We start from the raw sequence: 21,901 nt of genomic DNA, 5'->3' as shown, positions 1-21,901 counted from the left end.
TCCAGAGGACGGGGGTTCCGGATGTACGCGACGGGCCGGCTTCAGCACGCGCTCGAGCGGGCGCTGGTTGCAGAGGATCCAGCGGTACGTCGGCGCGCCGCTGTCCGGGTTGATGCCTGGCGCACCGTTCTCGAGGGGATGGCGTCCGGACGGCTGACGATCGGGACGCGGACGCCGGTCGCCGACACGCCTGCGTGGGTCACTCTCGAGGTGGTGACCGGAGGGTTCGCGACCGGCCGGTACGTGGCGGAGTCGCCGCCGAGTGCCGACGAGCTCGCCCGGCTTCCGGAGAACGCGCCGGGGGAGACGGACCGGGAGCGGGTCAACCTCTGGTACCTCGGCGACGAAGGGCTCGCGGAGCTCGGGCAGGCGCTGCGTACCGGGCGTTGCCGCGTCGACGTACCGGAGGAATCGGCCCTGCTAGTCGTCGCCTGGCTGCTCGAACACGGGCACTTCGCCGCGGCGCTCGATCTGGTGGCCGAGCTTCGCCCGTTGATGCACCGGCTCCGTTTCACCCCGACATTCGGCCCGTCGTCGGCTCCGGCCGGAGCGGTGGTACGGCGGCAGTCGGTGGACGAGGTCCGTGCTCAGTTGCGGCAGGCAACGGTGCCGCCGCGGATCGCCGCGATGCGGGAGACCCTCAAGGTCTGGAACCCGCTCCACGACCGGCTGGTGGCGCTGTGGTGCGACACGGTCGACGGTGACCTCCCGGAGCTGATTTCGGGCGCGGTGAGCGGTGGCTGGCCGTGCCGGGTCTGGCCGGACGACTGGGTGGAACGGCGTCGGCAGTGGCTGGACGACTATGCGATCGCGGCCGAGCTGCACCACGCGCGGCACCCGAGGAGCAACTTTGCGCGGCTGCAGTCGGCGTTGGAGCGCTGTCCGCTCGACAGTTCGGCACTGACCGGTCGCGAGGTCGGATGGATCCGGCGCGCGTTGGCGAACACGATCAGCGCCCACGGAGCGCCGGGATCGGAGGCCCGCGCGGCCTTGCGTACGGCGCAGAACGAGGCGGCGGCGCGTCCGACGTACGCGACTTTGGCACACGTGCTGAGTACGCGGCTGGACCGCTTCCCGCGGGACGGCGGACTGCCCGCGCTCGATCCGATTGCGGGGGACGTCGACGGCGCGGAGCTGCCCGCGGTCGCGGGCGTGGCGATGCCGCCGCACCTGCTGGCGAAGGCGGCCCGGGCGCTCGAGGCGCCGATCGGTGAATTGGTGGATCGTGGCGTCATCGGCTCGGGGGAGGTGCTGGCGGAGGTCCTGCCACAGGTCACGTCACAGTTGCTGGCGGCAAATATCGCGGACCCGGTGCTGGCCTCGGTCTATGCGCAGACCTACGCGGCCTTCCGTCGTCGGCGCAGTCTGCTGCTGTTGAACCTCGACCACCAGGTGCGGTTCGACGAGCTGCCGTGGATCTCCGCGGTCGCGCAGTACCGGGACCGCTCTCAGAAGGCGACGCGAGCCGCCGCGCAGACGCTGCGGGAGACCACCGCCGTCGCGCTCGGCGCGTTCCCGCAGACGATCCTGCCGAACCCGCTCGTTCGCGAGTTCCGCGCACTGGTGAGCCAGGCCGACCTCGGACTGCCGCTCGTCGAGGAGGTCGCTGCCGACATCTTCACGGGCACGTTCACGACGAAGTGGCGGGAGGCGGCGTCGGTCGCGAGCCGGGTGCTGTCCGGGACGTTGTACGGGCGCTACTACGACCTGCCCGCCGCATGGCCCGCCGCTGAGCGGCGTTCGCGGATCCGCTGGCGCAAGCTGACGGCCGACGACTTCGCGGAGATGTGCCGCCGCCGCGCTCAGGAGGCGCACACCTCGCAGACTCCCGGGTACGTCGCCCAGAACGGGACCGTGCTGGAGCAGAGCCAGATCCTGACCTCGCACAACCTCGCCGTACTGATCGAGGCGCTCGACCTGACCGACTGGCTCCGGGAGGTCGGCCCCGAGCTCGCGGACCGCGCGTTCAGCTGGGCGATCCAGCGTCAGACCCAGCCGGTCTCGACCTGGATCAGTGGGCTGCAGGGCCTGAAGAACACGGCGTACGCGTGGCGTCAGGGGATCTTCTTCCTCAGCTACTGCGACCCGGTCAACGTGCTCGACGAGCTGGAGGACCGGGCGCGCGTCCTCGGCCCGCGCTTCGAGCCGGTCGTCACCGGGCTGCTGGACGTGGCCGCGGGTGACCGCTTCGACCCCGCAGGCCGCACGAGTCGCGGTGGCCGGCGCCTACTGGGCTGGAGCGCCGGGCCCCACTGGTGCTCACTGCTATGAGACTCTCCGCAGCCCGGAGAGCTCGTCCTCGAGCGGCCGGGCTTCCTCGGGCCTGCCCAGCGCGCGGAGTGTGCGAATCACCGGCGGCAGAGCTGCCTCCACTCCTCGCGGGTGGTCGGCGGCGCGGTGCACCGCCAAGGCGTCCTCGTACGCCGCTAGCGCTTCGTCGAGCCGGTGCATGTCCCGCAGGTCGTCTCCGAGCAGGCCGAGCGCCCAGGTGAGTCTCTCGAGGGACTTTTCGTGCCGGTCGTCGGACTGATGGTCGGCGCGGAGTGTGGCGACCACTGCCTCGTCGAGAAGCACGGACTGGTCGTACCGCTGGAGTTCTCGGAGGCTGCCGGCCAGATTGAGCTGGAAACCGAGGACATCGTCCGGATCGACCGCGCCCCGCAGCGCTTCGGCATAGCTGGCGCGGGCCAGGTCATGCTCGTTGAGCTGGGTCAGGCAGTGTCCCAGCTCGGTCAAAGCGGTCAGGAGCTTGTTGCCTGATGCGAGGTGCCGGTGGATCCGCACGACTTCTTCGAGCAGCGGCCGGGCAGCGTCGTACTCGCTCCGCTCCAGGTGGCGTTCGGCGACGATCTCCAGGGAGCGCGCCTGGGTCCGGTTGGCCTCGTCGGCACGCTCGGTGCGCAGTGCGAGTAGTTCGTCCGCCTCGTGCCCGACCGGCCTGTCGGGGAACTCGGACAGACTGCATTCGACAAGCTCGAGAGCACGGACGAGCTGTGGCCGGCCGGCGTCCACGATCCGGCAGACGGCGACCGCCTCCTCGGCGACCACCAGCGCGTCATCGTGCCGCCCGAGCTTCGTCAGCACTGTCCATTGCGCGATCAGCGCGTGGCCGGCGTACCTGGTCTGTTCGGGATCGATGAAGGCGAGCTGCCGGACGTGGCCGACCTGGCTGGCGATGTGCTCGGCGGACTCCTCGAGCCGCCCTTCGCGGTAACTCTTCGCGGCCTGCTTGCTGTCATGGAAGGCCGACACGGTGTGCCAACCTTTGCCCACGCGTCGAGTGACGGCCGAGCACAGGTAGACGGCCAGCCCTAGCGTGACCAGTCCGTGCCCGTACCGCCAACCTGTGATCCAGCCGATTCCGCCGAGGATCACAGCGACCGCCCCGACGGTTTGAACCGCACTGCGGATGTACAGCTCGCGCAGGCTCCTCATGGTCCACCCCCTTGCGGGGTTTGATGCATCCAGGGGCCGTGACGGTTGCATCGAACCGTGAGGATTGCCACTTCGGTCGTGGTCGAGTTGACACCGTGGGTGCGCAGGACAAAGGTTAGGTCTGCCTTAGTAAGGGTTGCCTTACTCGACAACTTCCCGGGAGATCTGGATGTCGCAGCCCGCACGTCTCACCGCGCTGCCCGCACCTGTTCGCGATCCGTTCGCCGCACGCTGGCCGCTGGCCTCGACGGTCTCGAACCGTCAGCGCGGACCGTTGCCGCACGGTTCGCCGGGAGCGGTACTGCGACGCGCTGCCGAGGTGCTGGGTGAGCCGCGGATCCCGTCGACCGGCGTGGGGGAGTCCGCCGCGCTCGACCTGATCGCGGGGCTGCTCGACGAGCACGGGATCGACCTGAGTCACCCGCACGCCGCGGCACACCTGCAGCCGCCGGTGCTGCAGGTCGCGGTCGACGCGGACGCGCTGGCCTCGGCTTCGAACGCCTCGATGGACACCTACGACTCCGGTCCCGCGACGCTCGCCATCGAGCAGTGGGTCGTGCGGGCGCTAGCCGCGCTAGCCGGATTCGGCCCGCGGGCGGACGGCGTACTGACACCTGGCGGCTCGATCTCGAACCTGCTCGCGATCCTGATCGCCCGCGACAGCGCGGCCGCCGCCGCGGGCGTCGACGTCCGGCGGAACGGTCTGCAGGGCTTCGACCGGCCGGTCGTGTTCTGCTCGGAGCTCGCCCACTTCTCGGTCCAGCGAGCCTGCGCCGCCCTCGGGCTCGGTGAGCAGGCCGCGATCACGATCGCCTCCGACGAGAACTTCCGGATGCGGACCGACCTGCTCGCCGACCAGCTCGCGAAGCCCGGCCGTACGCCGGTGGCCGTGATCGCGACCGCCGGTACGACGGACTTCGGATCGGTGGACCCGATCGCGCCGATCGCCGCGCTGGCCCGGCAGTACGGCGCCTGGCTGCACGTCGACGCGGCGTACGGGTTCGGGGCATTGTTCTCGGACCGGCTGGCGCCGCTGCTCGCCGACGTACCGCTGGCGGACTCGGTGACGCTGGACCTGCACAAGATCGGCTGGCAGCCGGCCGCGACGAGCGTGCTGCTGGTGGCGGACCGGAGCCGGTTCGCGGCGTTCGACCGCTCGGTGGACTACCTGAACCCGGCTGACGACATCGACTCCGGGCTGGACGGGCTGCTCGGCCGTAGCCTGCAGACCACCCGCCGGCCGGACGCGGTCAAGGTTGCCACCACGCTGACGGCATACGGACGGGCCGGACTGGGAACGATGGTCGACACCTGCCACGAGCTCGCGCACGCTGCCGCGGCCCGGGTCGTTGCCGACAGCAACCTCGAGTTGCTGGCGCCGGTGACCCTGACCACGGTGTTGTTCCGGGTCGCCGGGCAGGGACTGGACGCGTCCGGACTGGACGCGCTCCAGGGTGAGGTCCGGCGCCGGTTGCTGACCTCCGGGCGGGTGCTGATCGGCCGGACCAAGCTGCCGGCCCGCGGCGGCCGCCCGGCGGCGGTCGCGTTGAAGCTGACGCTGCTGAACCCGAACGCCACCGCGACGGACATCGAGGACCTGCTCGACCAGGTCGTGGCCACCGGCCTCGACGTCCAGACAGGCGAAGGAGCGGCGTGACTATTGCGGCTGATGCGCATCTGAACGCGATCCTGCGGTGCTACACCCGGGAGTCGTCCGTGCCGGTCGCGGTCGGGGCGCTGACCTTGGAGGTCGGCGGCTCGACGGTGACGGCTCGGGTGGAGCACGCGTCGCGGACCGGGCTGCACCAGTTCACCGACGTACAGGTGGACGGCGTACCCGCCGTACCTGAGGAGCTCGTGCGGTTGCTGTCCGCGGACGCGGATCCGGCCGAGATCGACGACCTGGCGGCGCGGACGGCAGAGTCGGTGCGCAACGTCGCGCTGTTCGTCGAGCTGGCCGACGGCCAGCGGGGTCCCGGACGTTTCCTCGAGTTCGAGCAGGCGTTGCTGTTCGGGCATCTGAACCACCCGGCGCCGAAGAGCCGGGACGGACTGAGCGGTGAGGAGCTGGCGGCGTACTCGCCGGAGCTCGGCGGCCGCTTCGCAGTGCACTGGTTCGAAGCCGACGCCGAACTGGTGTCGTCGGACCAGGTGGCCGGCGCGCCCTCGCTGCAGGGACTGGACGCTGTGCAGTTGATGGGCGCGCTGGCCGGTATCACCCCGTCGTCGGGCCGGGTCCTGATCCCGGCCCATCCGTGGCAGGCGGCTGCGGTGGCGGAGCGTCCGCAGGTCGCCTCGCTGATCTCTGCCGGTCGGGTGAAGGACTTGGGACCTGGTGGTGCGCAGTGGTACCCGACGTCCAGTTTGCGGACCGTGTTCCATCCGGATCTGCCGGTGATGCTGAAGCTGTCGCTCGGTCTGCGGATCACGAACTCGCGGCGGGAGTCGACACCGACCGAGCTACGGCGCGGGCTGGAGATCAATCGGTTGCTCGATGCGGCGTACAACGCGGGTACGGCGACCGCGCACCCGCGCTTCACCATCGTTCGCGACCCGGCCTGGGTCGCGCTCGACGAGGGTGGACCGACGTTGACCGGTCTCGACGTTGCTGTCCGGGAGGTGCCGGCGGACGTCAACAGCTACGCCTGCCTGGCGGGGCTCGTCGCTCCACGACCTGGCAGTGTGAGTCGGTTGAGTGCCTTCGCGGCGGAGGACCCGGCCGAGTGGGTTTCGGCGTACATCGACAACGTACTGATCCCGATGCTGCACCTGTACGCCGAGACAGGCATCGGTCTCGAGGCGCATCAGCAGAACACGCTGGTACGGCTGGACGGGGCGGGGCGGATCAAGGGCGGTGCTTATCGCGACAACCAGGGGTACTACCTCGCGTCGTCGTACCTGCGTAGTCTGCTGGCGGTCACCGGGCTCCGTGATTCGACGCTGGCGGTGGTGGACGACCCGATCGTCGACGACCGGCTGACCTACTACCTGCTCCACAACCAGGCGCTGGCCGTGGTGGGCTGTCTGGCGGCGGACGGGGTCGCAGACGAGGACGACCTGCTCGGGGTGGTGCGGGAGCGGCTGACACTCGCACTGCCGCTGCTGAAGGCCGCTGGACCTTCTGGCGATCGGCTGGCGCGGCGATGGCTCGAGGCAGACACGCTCCCGTGCAAGGCGAACATGCTGACCCGGCTGCGGGGCATTGACGAGGTGGTAGCGCCACTGGACGCACAGTCCGTCTACCTCGACATCCCTAACCCGCTGCGGTGACCTCATTCGACCTGCGGCCGGCGGACCCGTCCGACGCCCCGCGCATCGCACTTTGGATGTCGCAGCCGCACGTCCGGCGCTGGTGGCACCAGGGCTGGTCTGTGGAGCGCTGGGCGCAGGAGATCGAGCAACAGGCTGCCGGGGAGCACTCCACGCCATACGTGGTCGTGGCGGACGCGGAGGAGTTCGCGTACGTCGAGTTGTACCGGGTCCGGCACGACCGTCTTGCGGAGTACTACGCGTACGGCGAGGAGGACTGGGGCGTGCACGTGGCGATCGGTGACGTCGCGCGCGTCGGCCGGGGACTCGGGCGGCAGCTACTGCGTTGGCTCGCTGACGAGGTGCTGCGCGCAGAGCCGGGCTGCTCGCAGGTGGTCGCCGAACCTGACATCGAGAACGCCCCTTCCGTCCGCGCGTTCGCCGCGGCCGGATTCGTCCAGCACGGGGAGCTACAGCTGCCCGAGAAGACAGCACTACTGATGGTCCGTACCCGGGCCGTGCAGGGAGGCATGACATGTATGACGTGATTGCGATCGGCTGTGGACCGTTCAACCTCGGACTGGCCGCACTGGCGGACGGTGTGGACGACGTACAGCTTGCTGTGCTCGACAGCCGGCCGGAGTTCACCTGGCATCGCGGGTTGATGTTCGAGGACGCAATGCTGCAGGTGTCGTTCCTGGCCGACCTGGTGTCGTTGGTCGAGCCGGCGCATCACCTGTCGTTTCTGTCGTATTTGAAGGACAACGACCGGCTGTACCAGTTCTACGTGCGTGAGAAGTTCCACCCGACGCGGCGCGAGTACGAAACGTACCTGCGGTGGTGTGCGGCGCAGCTGGACTCACTGCACTTCGGCCACCACGTGCGGGAGGCGGTGTGGAACGGCTCGTCGTTCGAACTGACCGTGGAGCGGGGCGACGCCGTGGAGACCTTCGAAGCGCGCCACCTGGTGGTTGGTGTCGGTACGGAGCCCGCTGTGCCTGCAGCGTTGGCTGGCCTGCCTGCGGAGCGATTCCTGCACTCTGCGGACTACCTGTTCCGCCGCGACGACCTGCTACGCGCTGGTCACGTGACCGTCGTCGGCTCGGGTCAGTCGGGCGCTGAATGTTTTTTGGACCTGATCCGTTCTGACGGACCGGCAGTGTCCTGGTTGACGCGTACGCCGTCGTTCGCACCGCTGGACTACTCCAAGCTGGTGCTGGAGATGACGACACCGTCGTACGTCGACTACTTCCACGGACTGGACGAGCCGGTACGCGACAAGCTGGTGAAGGAGCAGTGGCGGCACTACAAGGGCATCTCGTCGGAGACGCTGGACGACATCCACGACGTCCTGTACTCGCGGGAGCTGCCGGTTGAACTGCAATGTGGCGTGGCTGTTGTCTCTGCGGTTGCGCGTGCTGACGGGCTGGAACTCACCATGCTGCACGCGGACAGCGGGAAGACGTTCCAGCACACGACAGGCGCCGTCGTAGCGGCGACCGGCTACCGGAACCGCCCGCTGCCGTTCCTGGAGTCGCTGCAATCGCAGATCGAGCACGATGCTGCCGGTCGCTGGGTCATCAACCGCGACCACAGCGTGCGGGGGGCTCTGGAGGGACGCATCTTCGTCGCGAACGCAGACCTGCACAGCCACGGCGTCGCTGCACCGGACCTCGGCATCGGAGCGATCCGCAACGCGACCATCCTGAACAGCGTGGCCGGCCGAGAGGTGTTCCGGCTGCCCAAGTCCACCGCGTACACGACGTTTGCGATCCCCGGATGAGTGTCTGGACCCAGTGTTCGTCGGAGTTGCTGGCGAAGCTCATCTCGCAGTTCTGCACGGAGGGTTTGCTGGAGCCCGTCGACAACCGGCTGGACCTCGGGGCAGTGTCCTACATGTTCGAGGCGACGCGCGGCGGCTTCGGCAGTTGGCGGGTCGATCCGGCGTCGATCCGACGTACCACCGCCGGCATCCTCGGCAACGACGAGAGCGAGGTCGCCACCGACCCGATCCGGTTCTTCGTCGACGCTGCCGACGTACTGGGGGTCGACGGGTCCACCGTGGCCGGGTACGTCGCTGAACTGACGAGCACGCTCGCGGCCGACGTACGGATGGCTTCTACGGCAGTGCCCGCGACTGAGTTGCTGGAGCTGCACCACAGCCGGCTGGAAGGACACCTGACCGGGCACCCACTCCTAGTCGCCAACAAGGGCCGCCTCGGCTTCTCGGCCTCCGACAGCGAGCGGTACGCCCCAGAGGCTCGTACTCCGCTCCACCTGATCTGGCTCGCCGTACGACGTGGCCTCGCCGAGTTCCGCGGTACGCCGGACCTCTCGGAGCACTCGGTCATCGCCAGGGAACTGGACCCGCCTGTTATCGAGGCGTTCCGTGCGCGCTTGGACGACCCCGACGCGTACGTGTGGCTCCCGTGCCACCCGTGGCAACTGGACCACGTCATCCGCATCCAGTGGGCCCGCGAACTCGCCACGGGGGAGATCGTGGTGCTGGGGGAGAGCCCCGACGAGTACCTCCCGACCCAGTCGATCCGCACGATGGTCAACATCTCGAATCCTTCGCGCTACCAGGTCAAGCTTCCCCTGAAGATTCTGAACACCTCGGTCTACCGCGGCATCCCGTCACATTGCACCCTCGCCGCACCAATGATCACCCAATGGCTCCGCGGCCTGTGGTCTCGCGACGAGACCTTCCGCGACCTAGGCACCGAGTTGTTGGGCGAGGTCGCCTCGGTCACGGTCCCGCACCCCGAACTCTCGACTGCCCCCGACATCCCCTATCAATGGACCGAAACCCTGGGCGTCATCTGGCGAGACCCCGTCGACCCCCGCCTGGTTGAAGGCGAATCCGTCTGGCCGCTGGCAGCCGTCTTACATCCCGGACTGGCCAAAGAAATGATCGCCTGCTCCGGAACCGACCCTCAAACGTGGCTCAGCCACCTCCTCTCTACCCTGTTCCGCCCATTGCTCCACCTCCTCCACCACTACGGCATCACAGTCAACCCGCACGGTGAAAACCTCGCCATCATCTGCGACAGCTCGGGTCTGCCCAGTCGCCTCGTGATCAAGGATCTTGTCGACGACATCAACATCTCGACCGATCCAATCGTTGCCCGAGGCATCGAGCCGGACTCCAACGATCGCGTCCTGCCTCGCAAACCGTGGCCGATCCTCCGCCAGTACGTGGTGGATGCCCTCCTTCTAGGCGTCTTGAACCCACTGGCAGCCAAATCGCTGATCCCGGAAGAAACCTTCTGGGGCATAGCTCTAGGCGAGGTACACCGCTACACCCAGAGCCACCCTGAATACACCGACCGCTTGAGAGCCACGGCACTCACAGCAGAGACCTTTCTCCGCTACCCACTGAACGGCTACCGCCTGACCCTCGGCTACACCGACCTGGACACCCGCCCACCCATCCCAGTCACCGGCACCATCCCCAACCCGTTGCACACAGCCACGCCAATCCCCTTGGAATATTGACCTTGCGCACCGAAACCGGCTGCGCCCACAATGCCGAGTGAGTGGTTCGAAGCAAGGGGATTGGGGGGCCACCGTGTCGAACTCTGTCTTGGCAGTCTCGTCTTCACGGCCGGACACTTGGTTCTCTGCCCGTCTTCGCCGCCGGCTCTACGCGTACCGGGTCGCTCTCTCCGAAGAGTGGTCCGAATCCACCATCCACCCCGACTTCGTGTCCGGCCCAGGGCTCCCTGCGTCCGCAGGCCAATGCGGCGTCAGCTCAGCTTGGCTGCTGCACGAACTCCCTTGGCTGTTGCGTGCACGATCCCGGTACTGCGTGGGCGACATCCTCGTCGGCAGTCAAGCGCTGCAGTTCCACTGCTGGATCGAGATCGGCAACCCGACCTCTCCCGACCGCTGGGTCATCGACCTGACCTGCGACCAGTACGAGCTCCTCGCCGACCGAGCCTTCGTCTGCGACCGCCACAGCACCCTCGCCGCCCTCGCAATCGAATACAAGGCCCTGATCCGCCTCTCCGCCCAAGGACTCAAACAAGACCCGGTCTGGTGCCGCACACAGGTCCTAGCCAACGGCATGTCCCGCTGGTTCAGCCAGGCCAACTGACTTTCGTCCGTCAGGGCGACAAACACAAGACGCCCCCCAGGAAACACGGGCGGGTGTCGTCGCGTGCTGAGTTGGAGTCTGTGGATCCTCGGCTCGGCTGCGGCGACGCTGACCAACTTTCCTCAGGTCGGCCTGCCGTGGCCGTTCAAGGTGGCTTCCACAGTCGTCGGGATGGGGCTGGGTGTGTTGGGCCGCAAGGTGGCGCGAGCAGACGGAGAATCCGCTGGTTGTACTCCGAATAAATGGTGATGCCCGTCCGAGAAGATCTCGGACGGACATCACCTGCTCGCCGCCTGTGGGATCAGCGGGCCAGTGCGGTGGCGATGTTGTAGACACCGAAGAAGAAGACGAGTACAGCGCCTACCAGAAGCAGGGTTAGTAGCTGCTTCCACAGCGACGTGACCAGGACCGCGCCGGCGAGAGCTACGAGGGTTGCGACGATTTGCGTGGGAGGCATGATGATTTCCTCTCTACTTCGGTTCACTTCCTTTGTCTTTCACCGGCCGTAGGGCTAGATTTGGTCGGTGCCCCGCTCGTGTATCTGTCCGTTCCAGTAGAAGCTCCGTCAAAAGGGTGTCAATCTGGAATATTGGAAAGACCGCGGTCGCCAAGTTGCGGAACTGGCTGCCTCTCGGGCGCGGTCGGGTGGCCGTCCTGGCGTAAAGTCGTTCCACTTGGGAGCCCTGGTTGCCAATTGGCAGCCACACTGCGAGTTCTGGCGACACGCCGGAAAGATCGTTAGCCAAAGTTTGTAGCTGTCAGGTTTGAGGCGCTAGCTTGTCCGCAGGTTCGAGCGCTGCGATCGCACGCGCTTGCCAAAACTGGTGTCGCATGCCACGAGCAGTACGGCGACAGCAGCGTCGGTTTGGATCTGATGAATGGGTGGCGCGTGACTGATGTGATGGAGTGTCCGGGTGCTGCGATGACGGAGTTCCGTCCTGGCGGCAGTACCGAGGCACGGCTGGCGGCTGTTCGAGAGCGGTCGACGCAGGTTGCTCAGACCTCCGCGACAAGTGATTCGCTCCGTCCACGGATCGGCGCGATCTCCTTAGAGGATCTGCTCGCCTTGCTGGAGATTGAAGACGGCCTGCCCTCGCCGAAGGGTCGGATCTCATTGGAGGCCTGCCGGACACAGCGGCAAGACTTCCTGGACCTGGTGGACCGAGTCGTCAAGCGGGTGAGCAAAGTTGTTGACAACTTCGATTCCCGCGCGCTGATCGTTCGCGTCCTCTTGCATCTACCGAGGGTGGCAGGCGCCACGGGCGTGTTGACCCGACGGCAGGTCGACGCTGAGCTTCGCCGTAGCGCTCGGCAGTTGTTGAAGGATCAGGAGAATGTGAAGCACTGGGTGCCTACTCAGGAGCTTGGACTTGACGAGCTGACCTTCGTATACGGTGAGAAATCGGCGTCGGCGCAGCTCTTCGACAGCCTGCACTACCTGCGAAATTCCCGGCCGGGTGCGGTCAATTATGCTCTGGTCGACAAGGAGGGCCGGCCGGTCACACTCTGCAGTGTGTCGCCGTTGGAGTGGATGCGCGTAGGTAAACAGATCACGAGACAGTTCGCTGTGCCGATGGAAGCCGTACGCGATGTTTCCCGCGTCTACTCGTTCGATTCGGCGCCGTTCAATGCGATATCTTTCCTGCTGTCGCGGGTTCGCCATCACATTCGAAAGACCTGCCCTGAGGTACGGCTTCTGTCGACGGCGGTTGATCCTAATCTAGGGTTCACCGGTACGAGCTACGTTGCGGCGAACTGGCAGCGGTGGATGACGATCAAGGCTCGGCCGTACATGTACTTCGACAAATACTATGTCACGCCGCGCCAGCTGCGCACACGATTCGAAACGACGAACGTGGACCAGCTGAAGAGTACGTATCCGGGCCGGTTCCAGGACAGCTCGGTCGACCTGCTGGACTCGATGATCTTCTGTAGCCGCGTCAAGGGACCGACCGAGAGCGTGCCGCTGGATCAGCAGCGAAGGCTGTATCGCTGAGAGGTAGAGGGTCGCTCAGCTCGATTGAGGGGACACCGCGAAGCGGGAGCGTCTCAGGAGCGCCTCCACCCGTTGGCGGGTGGGCATTGAGTTCGACAACGGGAAGTCTGCGGTTGCGCAGGCCATGGCGGCTGTGGCCCACAATGCTTGCTCTTCGGTGAAGATGCGGTCGTGGTCTATCAGTTGGGCTGCCAGAGCTGCGCAGAACGCGTCGCGTGCTGCGGACGACTCTTTGTAGATCGACGGGAAGCTGGGAACTGTGAAGGTCTCCAGCTTGGTGCTGGAGTAGATCGTGCATCCGCCGTTCGACGGTACGCACAGGGTCTCCACTCCGTAGGCAAGCAGGTGGCGGGCGACCGGGTCTGGATCGAAGCGCTCCTGACCCGGTGGTGAGAAGCGTCCTAGTTCCCAGGCGTGCGCCACCATGTAGTCGATCTGGGCCAGTGAATTTCCGGAGATGCCATCATCGGTGTACGGCTGGCCGGGTGTGACGATCACCAGTGGGCGGTGCTTGCCGACCGTGTGCGCCAGTGCAAGGGTGCGCTGCATCGTCTCGACAGGAATCTCGAAGGTCACCAGGATCGCGTCGCAGTCGACCAGTTTGTGCGAGACATCCTCGATGTCGCTGGTGCCGAGATGGACCTCCATCTGGTTGCGCCAATTGACGGCGACGCTGTCTCCGAGCTCCTTTTCGATGATGCCGGTGAAAGGCGTACGTGCGCGCGGGATGAGCTTCAGCAGAGATGTGTTGACCCCTTCGTCATGGAGGTAGTTGATGATTTCGTGTCCGAATCGATCGTCTGCGATCGCGGCGATGAGCGACGCATCGAGTCCCAATCGAGCCGCGGCGACGGCCTGCGACAAGCCCTTCCCGCCGGGCGAGAGATCGAAGCTGTAGGCCTCTGATGAGGTTTCGTTCTGCGGCAGGTTCTTGGTGCGGAACGTCGCATCCATGACGGCGCCGCCGACAACGATGATGCGGCCCCTCGGTCGGCTGTTGGTCGGTGCTGGTGCGCCCGTTTCGGGTTTGACGAAGTTCCTCACCCCGACTGAACTGACTTCCCATCGAATCAACTGACGGGCCAGCTCGCGGAGGACGTCGTGCTCGGTCGTACCACGCAGCGTTCGGTCACTTGGTGGCGTGCCGGAGTCCAGACCGAGGGCGGCGTGAAGCTGCGGCCAGTTGGAGAGCAGAGCAGCTCGCCGCACTCCGAGGGAATCGGCGCCCAAGGCTCTGACGATCTTTCCGTGGATGCCGGAGCGCGCGTACTGGTCTACGAACAGCCCCAGCGCAAGCGTCGCGTCGGCGACGATCCGATGAGTCCCGTCGATCGTCTCGAGGACGCATTGCTTGACCACGCCCAAGGCCGCGTCGGCCAAATCGACCCTGTGCACGCTCGCAAATCGCTGGGTGGCGTGGAGCTCGAGCAAAGGCCCCGCCTGCCCTCTGTCGTCGCCCATCTTCGCGAGTGAAAGGCCGTCACGTGTCCGCAGTTTTTCAAGCGCATGAGTCAGCACCAGCGCGCTGGGCGGTTCCCATCCCCGGCTGAGCTCGGCCACTCGTCTCCGTCCCCGATCAATCACTTGAGGTCATTATGCGCTAATGCAAATAGGCAAGGAAGGTACGTTAACTGTGTCTGTCTAGCCGCGAAAGCGTGCTGTCCCATGCCGAACTGAACTGGCAAGGCGGCCACCATGAGGACTCGCGGCGACGCACGCGACTCGCCTCCAGTCCCGCATCTGAGGCAGGCGCGGTGCGCGATCAGCCAGGCTCGCTTGAGTCCCAGGTTCTTCGCAAGCGCGATGACATCGAGGACCAATGACTTGGCCTCGGATGGCTGGTAGAGCTCCCCAGACATTGTTCCCCCGGGTAACGCGGTCGTCCGAGATTTCAGTATCCGCCGATTGGCGAAGCTGAGACCGATCGCCGAGTGTCGTGCAGTGTGGGACGAGTGCTGATTCAGTGGAAGGAGGCTATCGAGTGGCTGACCTGTTTGGCTTGGGTTAGGCGGCGTTCGCAGGTGCCGCCTATCAGGAGGAGCAGTGGGCCGGCGGTGGCGAGGGTGATCCAGCGAGGGATTTGGGTTAGATCCAGGAATTGCCAGATGGCGGTTTGGCTCGTACTGCGGCCCGATAAGGAAAGGGATCCAGGACGGCTTTGCGATGAACCGCGACCGATGGAGCCCTGAGACTCCGGAGCAGTGTGCCGGCACGCCGTGCGCCTCGCATCCCGAGCGCCAAGACGGCATCGACAACCAGGCGGTGCGTCGGATTGCTCATCCCGCGAACCGACTCGGTCAGAACCTCCAGCGCGGCAGCTTCCGGCTCGCTGGTGCCGCAGCTCACTCTGCGCCGAACGGCCGGCAGTTCGAAGAGGAAGACGGCCCGTTCCTGCTCATCCGATCGCTTCAAGCGGTCGACGCCGATTCCCGCACCCTTGCGGAAGTGTTCGAGGATCGTCGCGAGGTGCGAGAGACTCGGCACACCTGACGAATTCTGATCGGACATCCGTCCCTCGGTGCTGTAGCGGTCGGAAGTTCAGTATGCGTACATATCGCCTCCGGGGCTGCCCTCTGCGCGCCGTCTCGAGCGGGCCTAGACGGTTGCCGACGTGAGAACGCCGGTCGCCTGACACTCGACAGCGGAGCTGCCGAGTCCTCGTATTGAGTCCGCGATGACGCGGTTGGTGACGCTCTCCAGTTGGCGAGTCAAGACACGTTCAGCTGGGGGAACTGACGGTATCGCTCGGTATCGCTCCTCGACGCTGGCTCGGTCGGGCGGGGTGGTGGGAGCCTGGTGGTAGGTGTCGGCGAAGCTGGTCATGGCGGCGGCTGCCCAGCGGATGGTTTCGTTGGTGAGGGTACGGTCTTCGATCGGGCGGGCGGCCGCGGCGGCGTAGAAGGCGTCTCGGGTGATGGCGGATTCCTTGATGTGGCCGGGAATCGGGATTTGGGCGGCTACCTTGCGGTGCTCGTAGATGGTTCCGCCGCCTAGATCGCCCAGCAGACAGAGCCATCTCAGCCCGCGGCTGAGGAGGTCGTCGCTGAGGAGCTGCGGGTCGTACTTCGCCTCTTCGGAGAAGGCGAAGCGCTCGAGCCCCCTCATGTGGCGACCAGGTAGTCGATCTGCTTGAGGAACGGGCTGAGGCGTCCCCCAACGCAATCAGTCAGCATCTTTGGTATGCGGCTGCGGGCTGCGGGCTGGGTGGCGTGGTTTGCCAGCGCGTCGTTGCAAGCGGTTGATTCAGCGGAGGTTGGCTACCCACTTGGTGGCTTGTTTGGCTTGGGTTAGGCGGCGTTCGTAGGTGGCGCCTGTGGTTAGGAGGATCAGGCCGGCGGTGGCGAGGGTTATCCAGCGGGGGATGAGGGGGGCTACTTCGAGGAACTGGGCGATGGCGATCTTGGCTACGGCGGCGGAGCCGATGACGAAGGGGGACTGGAGGGAGTAGCGGACGGCGATCAGGATGAGGAGGACGGCGGCGGCTACTACCAGCGTTGCGCGAAGCCAGTTGTCGGTGGTGTCGGCGACCAGGGCGGAGGGGGCGAGGCCGAGCATCAGACCGGGGCCGAGGAAGACCCAGCTGGGTTGGTTGCGCCAGGCAACGATGCCGACGACGAGCAGGATCAGGGCGGGCGGGACGGTGTACCACTCCAGGGTGTGCGCGTCGGCGCCGAGCATGAAGGCGGTGTTGGCGATGATGAGCAGGAGCGCGGCCTGCAGCAGGGTGGGGCGGCGGCGCGGGTTCATGCCGTAGGCAATCAGTGGGGCGGCAACGATGGTCAGGACTACGCCGGTTGCGGTGTAGGGGGATGCCGACACGGCAGCGATCTCGGCCAGGACGGCGGCGCAGGCGGCGGTGGTGAGCAGGACGGGTTCCAGCGGCTTGCCGACGTACCCGCAGGTGACGGCGATGCCGATCGCGGCCACGGCGGCTAGCGCGACGGCGGCCGGCCAGGTGCCGACGTACCCGTCGAATGCGAACAGGATGATCGCGAGCTGGGCGCTCAGGCTGGCGACGGCGGCGCTCGGGACCGGGTCGGTGAGTTTGCGGACGGCGGCGAGGACGGCCAGTACGGCGAGGATCGCGGCGATGTAACCGAGTTGGCGGATGTCGTCGGTCGCCATGCAGTACGTGAGGTCGACGGCGGCGACCGTGATGGTTGCGCTGTGCAGGACGATGGCGAGCTTGCCGGTACGGCGGGCTGCGACGAGTTCGATGATCGCGAGGGCCGTGGCGAGTGCGGTGGCGAACCAGCGGCTCGGGCCGGGGAGTTGCGGGAGCGTGGTGGCGACCGCGAAGGCGGCGGCTGCGGCGCAGACGCATTCGCCGAGGCCGGACGGGATCGCCGCGGGGAGAGGACGCTTGCGGAGGATCGCGAGGCCGGTCGCGGCGGCGAGGCAGACCACTGCGGCGGTCGCGATCGTGATGGACAGGGTGGTCGTGGTCAGGAGGCCCAGGAGGGTGCGGGTCATGCCGGCTACGAGGATGCCGCAGAAGACGATGGCTGCGGTGATGGATCCGGTACGGCGGACGATCGCGGTGCCCTTCGCGGACAGGAACAGCGTGCTGACGACCTGGGCGAGGAGCGCGCCGAGGAGGATCGGGAGGCTCGCCCGGTCGATCAGGACGAGTGGGATCGGGAGCTGGGCGGCGATCACGGTGGTGACGCCGTACGTGATGACCTTGGGGGCGAGGCGGGTCATCAGGAGGGCGAGTACGGCGATGGTCGCGAAGACGATCGCGCTGTAGGTGAAGCCGTCGACGGCCGTCGGTGGGATGAGGCCGAGGGCGCGGGCGCCGTACAGGTCGACGGTGAGGAGTCCGGTGCCGAGGATGGCTAGGGCTTCGGCGGTGCCGGCCAGTTTGCGGCGGCTCGCTGGGATCGAGCCGGCGAAGGAGAGGGCGGCGAGGGTGCCGATGATCGCGGCCTGGGCGGCGACGGGGAGGCTGTCCCAGTTGACGGCGAGGAAGGTGACGCCAGCGGCCAGGAGGAGGAGTACGCCGAGGGTGAGGAGGGTGGCCTGGGGGCTGAGGCGGCGGATCCTGGAAGGTTTCGGCGGCTGGGTGGTCGGCGGTTGGAGGAGCGGGCGGGGGTCGCTGAAGGTCGTCGGGTACGGCGGGCGGGCCCCGGACTCCGGCCGCGTCTCACGAGCCGCAACAGGCGGTGCGGCAGGCGGTGCGGCAGGAGGTGCGGGGGGAGGGGGCGGGTGGATGCCGAGGTGGGGTGGGGCGGTGGGGAGGCGCAGTTCGGGCTGTGGGTAAGGCTGTGGATCAGGAGCCGGCTCGATCGTCAGGTGCAGCTGCGAGCGGCAGGTGGGGCAGGTGATGGCGGCGGTCGGCATCGAGTCCTCCTCGGGTCCCTACCACTGTCCCGAGAGGGAACGTCCCACCGCTTGAGTACGTCTACTCAAAGTTCTGACGTAGGCTGGCGCGGTCTGCCGATCGTCCAGACCGGCGTGACGAACACGGGGAGCACGATGAACACTGGGCATGTCGAGCTCGCAAGAGCTCAGCAGGAACGTTGGGACTCGGCGTACGCGAGACGCCCGCAGCTGCACGGACTCGAGCCATCGGTCGCGGCGCAGCAGGCCGTGGAGAGGTTCGGTGCCGCAGGCATCGATGACGTCCTGGAACTCGGCGCCGGCCACGGCAGAGACGCGCTTTTCCTGGCCAGACAGGGATTCAGCGTGCACGCCACCGACTTCAGCGAGACTGCGCTCGACCAGCTACGGCATGAGGCGCAGCGCGAAGGGCTCGACGACCGGGTCACCGCCGCGTTGCACGACGTCCGCGACCCGCTGCCGCCGGCCGACGGCGGAGTGAACGCGGTGTTCGCGAATCTCCTGCTGAACATGGCGTTCTCGCCGTCCGAGCTGCGGTCACTCGTGTCCGAGATCCGCCGGGTGCTCAGCCCGGGCGGGGTTTTCGTGTACGCCGTGTGGTCGACCGGCGACCCGTGCTCGCAGAACTGGCAGCAGCTCGGCGAGCACGGGCTGTCCGTGCACGACGGCTTCGTCGGCCGTTTCTTCGACGAGGACCTGGTGCGTGAGCTCGCCGAGCACTGGCAGCTCGACGAGCTCACGCCGTACCGCGAAGGGCAACGCGAGATGTGGCGCGTTGCCCTCATCAAGCAATGATCAGTTCGCCTGGCTGACGCTCGACATGTTGAAGTCGGGGATCAGCAGCGGCGGGGTCGCGGTGCGGGAGAAGTAGTCGCCCCATTCCCGCGAGTACGACGGAACGGTCGCGCCGGCCGTGGTGAACCGGGCCAGCAGGTCGACCGGGCTTTCGTTGAAGCGGAAGTTGTTGACGGCCCCGGTGACCTCGCCGTTCTCGACCAGGTAGACGCCGTCGCGGGTGAGGCCGGTGAGCAGCAGCGTCTGCGGGTCGACCATCCGGATGTACCAGAGGCAGGTCAGCAGCAGCCCGTTGTCGAGCCCGGCGACCAGGTCGTCGGTCGAACCGGTCGCACCGTCGACCGAGACCACGTAGTTCTCGATGTCCGGTGTGGCCGTCGGCGCGTCGATCAGACCGGCCGTGTACCGGCTCGTCATCAGGTGTTCGAGCTTACCGCCGCGGATCCAGTCCGTGGCCGCGAGCGTGAGCCCGTTGTCGAAGACGCTCGACGAGCCGCCGGACGAACGGGCCACCGCGAACGCGAACGCCTCCAGCCCGGCGAGCGCCGGATCGGAGTGCAGGTTCACGGGCTGTGACGACAGTGTGTCGCCAAGGCGGGTGTCGCCACCGGTCTTGGAGAACACGGTCCGGCCCTCGAACGCGTCCCGGCCGTCGAGCTGCCAGAACAGGTACGTCATCAGGTCCGCGACCGCGGCCGGCGGCAGGATCGTCGCGTGCCGGCCAGCGTCGACGGACACCGTCCGGTTCGCCCAGCCGAGGCGGCGGGTGAGCTCGGCGTCGAGCGCGAGCGCGTCGACGTCGGTGAAGTCGCGGGTGGCGGTGCCGACCCAGGCCGAGTGGCTCAGGTCGGTGTTCTTGCCGGTCGACGACACGTACCCGCGGGGGAGCGCCTGCCGCAGCCGCAGTCCCGTCGAGGAACCGACGTACAGCGTCACGACCTCGTGGTTGGCGAAGCCGTACAGGTGGCGCTGCTCGCCCGAGGCGCGCTTGAGCGATTCACCGAGCGACGGCGCGAACTTCTCGAACACGCCGACGGTCGTCTCCTCCGGCTCGAGATCCCAGTCCGCTCCCGTCGTACCGTCGACGAGCGGGCGGGCGTCCTCGGCCGGGCCCGCGGCGCGGGCGGTCGCGATCGCGGCGGCCACGATCTCGCGCAGCGAGTCGTCGGTGACCGACGAGCGGCCGATGACGCCGGCCGCCGTACCCTCGCCGGTACCGACGGTGGCGATCACGGTCACGCTCGAGCCGCGCATCGCGCCGTTCGTGGTCAGGGTGTTGTTCGCCCAGCGCAGGTTGGTGCTGGACGTCTCGGCGACGAGTACGACGCAACCGTCGGCGCCCTCGGCCGCGGCCAGGGCGAGGCCCCGCTCGATCGTGTCCTGCGGGGTGAGTTGAATGCCCGTCACCGGCCGGCCTCCTGAGTGGTGTTGAGAATGCGGACGCCGCGGAACAGTGCGGACGGGCAACCGTGGCTGACCGCGCCGGACTGTCCGGGCTCGGCCTTGCCGCAGTTCAGCGCGCCGCCGAGGACATACGTCTGCGGGCCGCCGACGGCCTCCATCGAGCCCCAGAAGTCGGTGGTCGTGGCCTGGTACGCGACGTCGCGGAGCTGACCCTCGAGCTTGCCGTCGGTGATCTTGTAGAACCGCTGACCGGTGAACTGGAAGTTGTACCGCTGCATGTCGATCGACCAGGACTTGTCGCCGACGATGAAGATCCCGTTCTTCACCCGGCTGATCAGTTCCTCGGTGGACGGGCCGTCGACGGCGGGCTGCAGCGAGACGTTGGCCATCCGCTGGATCGGGATGTGGCCGGACGAATCGGCGTACGCGCACCCGTTGGAGCGTGGCGTGCCGAGCACGTCCTCGTTCTTCTTCGCCATCCGGCGGTCGACCTGGTACCCGACCAGGATGCCGTCCTTGACCAGGTCCCACTGCTGGCCCGCGACGCCCTCGTCGTCGTACCCGACGGTGGACAGGCCGTTCTCTGCGGTGCGGTCGCCGGTGACGTGCATGACGGGCGAGCCGTACTTGAGCGTGCCGAGCTGGTCGAGCGTGGCGAAGCTGGTGCCCGCGTAGTTCGCCTCGTAGCCGAGAGCACGGTCGAGCTCGGTGGCGTGGCCGATCGACTCGTGGATGGTGAGCCACAGGTTGGACGGGTCGATGACGACGTCGTACGTGCCGGCCTCGACGGTCGGCGCGGCCATCTTCTCGACCAGCCAGGCGGGGATCTGGGCGAGCTCCTCGTCCCAGTTCCAGCCGGTGCCGGTCATGTACTCCCAGCCGCGTCCGGCCGGCGGAGCGGTCGACGACATCGAGTCGAACCGGTCCTCGGCGACAGCGTGCGCGGTGATGTCGGGGCCGATGCGGACGCGTTGCTGCGTGTACGACGTACCAGCGGTGTTCGCGTAGTACTTGCACTCGTGGATCGTGGCGACGTGGACGCTCACGTGGGCGACGCCCTCGGCCTTGAGGAGGCGGTCGCTGTAGTCGGTGAGCAGCGCGACCTTCTCCGCCCGCGGAACGCTGAACGGGTCGATCTCGTACGACGAGATCCAGGTGACGTCGTCGTACGTCGGCTCGTCGGCGAGCTCGATCGTCTCGGCGTTGATCGGCCTGGACACCTGGGCCATGTTCACGGCCTGCTCGGCCAGACTGACCGCTTCGTCGGTGGTCAGCGCGACACCGGCGGCGAAACCCCAGGTGCCGTCGTGGATCACGCGGACGGCGAGACCGAGGTCCTCGTCGTCCTTCGCGCTCTCCAGCACACTGTCGCGCAGGGAGATGGACTCGGACCGGATCCGCTCCAGCCGGAACTCGGCGAACGTGGCCCCGAGGTCACGGGCCCGTTGCAGGGCGGCCGCCGCCAACTCCTGCCGGGGGAGAGCGAGAAAGCTTGCGTCGATATCAGGCACGACCCCGACCCTATACACGGGAACCTGGAGATGATCGGCGGTGTAGTGCCAGTGTCCGGAAGTAGACAG

General features: G+C 67.2%; 17 protein-coding genes. 10 read left to right on the top strand and 7 right to left on the bottom strand.

Going from position 1 to position 21,901, the window contains the following annotated elements:
• Window positions 1-21: 21 nt before the first annotated feature.
• Entirely contained in the window at window positions 22-2,271 is a 2,250-nt protein-coding gene (locus tag EV649_RS00440) for a hypothetical protein (RefSeq protein WP_130379344.1), read from the top strand.
• On the opposite strand, the gene EV649_RS00435 is transcribed toward EV649_RS00440, so the two are convergent.
• The gene (locus tag EV649_RS00435) at window positions 2,266-3,435 is read right to left on the bottom strand and encodes a tetratricopeptide repeat protein (protein WP_157996141.1); all 1,170 of its coding nucleotides are present in this window, start codon (window positions 3,433-3,435) and stop codon (window positions 2,266-2,268) included. The two genes, EV649_RS00440 and EV649_RS00435, sit on opposite strands and share 6 nt — an antisense overlap.
• A 169-nt stretch (window positions 3,436-3,604) precedes the next feature.
• Here EV649_RS00435 and EV649_RS00430 point away from each other — a divergent pair, with 169 nt between their 5' ends.
• The 6 genes from EV649_RS00430 (at window position 3,605) to EV649_RS00405 (ending at window position 10,783) form a co-directional block, all read left to right on the top strand.
• Complete coding sequence (locus EV649_RS00430; protein WP_130379340.1) at window positions 3,605-5,092, top strand: pyridoxal-dependent decarboxylase; 1,488 nt, start codon at window positions 3,605-3,607, stop codon at window positions 5,090-5,092.
• Window positions 5,089-6,705 carry an IucA/IucC family protein gene (locus EV649_RS00425; RefSeq protein ID WP_130379338.1) on the top strand — a complete coding sequence of 539 codons (1,617 nt, stop codon included), beginning with the start codon at window positions 5,089-5,091 and terminating at the stop codon, window positions 6,703-6,705. Before EV649_RS00430 ends, EV649_RS00425 begins: the two co-directional genes overlap by 4 nt.
• Window positions 6,702-7,232, top strand: coding sequence for a GNAT family N-acetyltransferase (locus EV649_RS00420; protein WP_241997624.1), 531 nt, complete (start codon window positions 6,702-6,704; stop codon window positions 7,230-7,232). The genes EV649_RS00425 and EV649_RS00420 overlap by 4 nt, the downstream gene beginning before the upstream one ends.
• Window positions 7,220-8,467, top strand: a complete 1,248-nt coding sequence (locus EV649_RS00415; RefSeq protein WP_130379336.1) for a SidA/IucD/PvdA family monooxygenase — start codon at window positions 7,220-7,222, stop codon at window positions 8,465-8,467. Before EV649_RS00420 ends, EV649_RS00415 begins: the two co-directional genes overlap by 13 nt.
• Complete coding sequence (locus EV649_RS00410) at window positions 8,464-10,182, top strand: IucA/IucC family protein (protein WP_130379334.1); 1,719 nt, start codon at window positions 8,464-8,466, stop codon at window positions 10,180-10,182. Before EV649_RS00415 ends, EV649_RS00410 begins: the two co-directional genes overlap by 4 nt.
• A gap of 289 nt (window positions 10,183-10,471) precedes the next feature.
• Window positions 10,472-10,783 carry a hypothetical protein gene (locus tag EV649_RS00405; RefSeq protein ID WP_130379332.1) on the top strand — a complete coding sequence of 104 codons (312 nt, stop codon included), beginning with the start codon at window positions 10,472-10,474 and terminating at the stop codon, window positions 10,781-10,783.
• Window positions 10,784-11,084: 301 nt separating this feature from the next.
• Here the strand turns inward: EV649_RS00405 and EV649_RS40680 are convergent, their stop codons facing one another.
• A complete protein-coding gene (locus EV649_RS40680; RefSeq protein WP_157996140.1) occupies window positions 11,085-11,240 on the bottom strand; it encodes a hypothetical protein in 156 nt (51 codons plus the stop codon).
• Between the two features lie 465 nt (window positions 11,241-11,705).
• On the opposite strand from EV649_RS40680, the gene EV649_RS00400 reads away from it, so the two are divergent.
• Window positions 11,706-12,779 carry a hypothetical protein gene (locus tag EV649_RS00400; protein WP_130379330.1) on the top strand — a complete coding sequence of 358 codons (1,074 nt, stop codon included), beginning with the start codon at window positions 11,706-11,708 and terminating at the stop codon, window positions 12,777-12,779.
• A gap of 15 nt (window positions 12,780-12,794) precedes the next feature.
• Here EV649_RS00400 and EV649_RS00395 read toward each other — a convergent pair whose 3' ends face one another.
• Window positions 12,795-14,339, bottom strand: coding sequence for a PfkB family carbohydrate kinase (locus EV649_RS00395; RefSeq protein WP_130379328.1), 1,545 nt, complete (start codon window positions 14,337-14,339; stop codon window positions 12,795-12,797).
• 603 nt (window positions 14,340-14,942) lie between these two features.
• Between EV649_RS00395 and EV649_RS00390 the strand changes: the two genes are divergently transcribed.
• Window positions 14,943-15,269, top strand: a complete 327-nt coding sequence (locus tag EV649_RS00390) for a hypothetical protein (RefSeq protein ID WP_130379326.1) — start codon at window positions 14,943-14,945, stop codon at window positions 15,267-15,269.
• A 105-nt stretch (window positions 15,270-15,374) separates the two neighbouring features.
• Here EV649_RS00390 and EV649_RS00385 read toward each other — a convergent pair whose 3' ends face one another.
• Window positions 15,375-15,884, bottom strand: a complete 510-nt coding sequence (locus EV649_RS00385) for a hypothetical protein (protein WP_130379324.1) — start codon at window positions 15,882-15,884, stop codon at window positions 15,375-15,377.
• A gap of 138 nt (window positions 15,885-16,022) precedes the next feature.
• Entirely contained in the window at window positions 16,023-18,122 is a 2,100-nt protein-coding gene (locus tag EV649_RS00380) for a hypothetical protein (RefSeq protein ID WP_241997623.1), read from the bottom strand.
• A 135-nt stretch (window positions 18,123-18,257) separates the two neighbouring features.
• On the opposite strand from EV649_RS00380, the gene EV649_RS00375 reads away from it, so the two are divergent.
• Window positions 18,258-18,917, top strand: a complete 660-nt coding sequence (locus EV649_RS00375; RefSeq protein ID WP_130379322.1) for a class I SAM-dependent methyltransferase — start codon at window positions 18,258-18,260, stop codon at window positions 18,915-18,917.
• On the opposite strand, the gene EV649_RS00370 is transcribed toward EV649_RS00375, so the two are convergent.
• Together EV649_RS00370 and EV649_RS00365 are read right to left on the bottom strand one after the other, a co-directional pair.
• Window positions 18,918-20,324: a metallopeptidase TldD-related protein gene (locus EV649_RS00370; protein WP_130379320.1), complete on the bottom strand. Its 1,407-nt coding sequence runs from the start codon at window positions 20,322-20,324 to the stop codon at window positions 18,918-18,920.
• Window positions 20,321-21,832 (bottom strand): TldD/PmbA family protein, encoded by a 1,512-nt coding sequence (locus EV649_RS00365; RefSeq protein ID WP_241997622.1) that lies wholly within the window; start codon window positions 21,830-21,832, stop codon window positions 20,321-20,323. Before EV649_RS00365 ends, EV649_RS00370 begins: the two co-directional genes overlap by 4 nt.
• Between the last annotated feature and the right edge of the window lie 69 nt (window positions 21,833-21,901).

The sequence above is a fragment of the Kribbella sp. VKM Ac-2569 genome, assembly GCF_004216905.1.
In the GTDB taxonomy this organism is placed as follows: Bacteria; Actinomycetota; Actinomycetes; order Propionibacteriales; family Kribbellaceae; genus Kribbella.
This window is presented reverse-complemented; position numbering and strand designations above follow the sequence as displayed.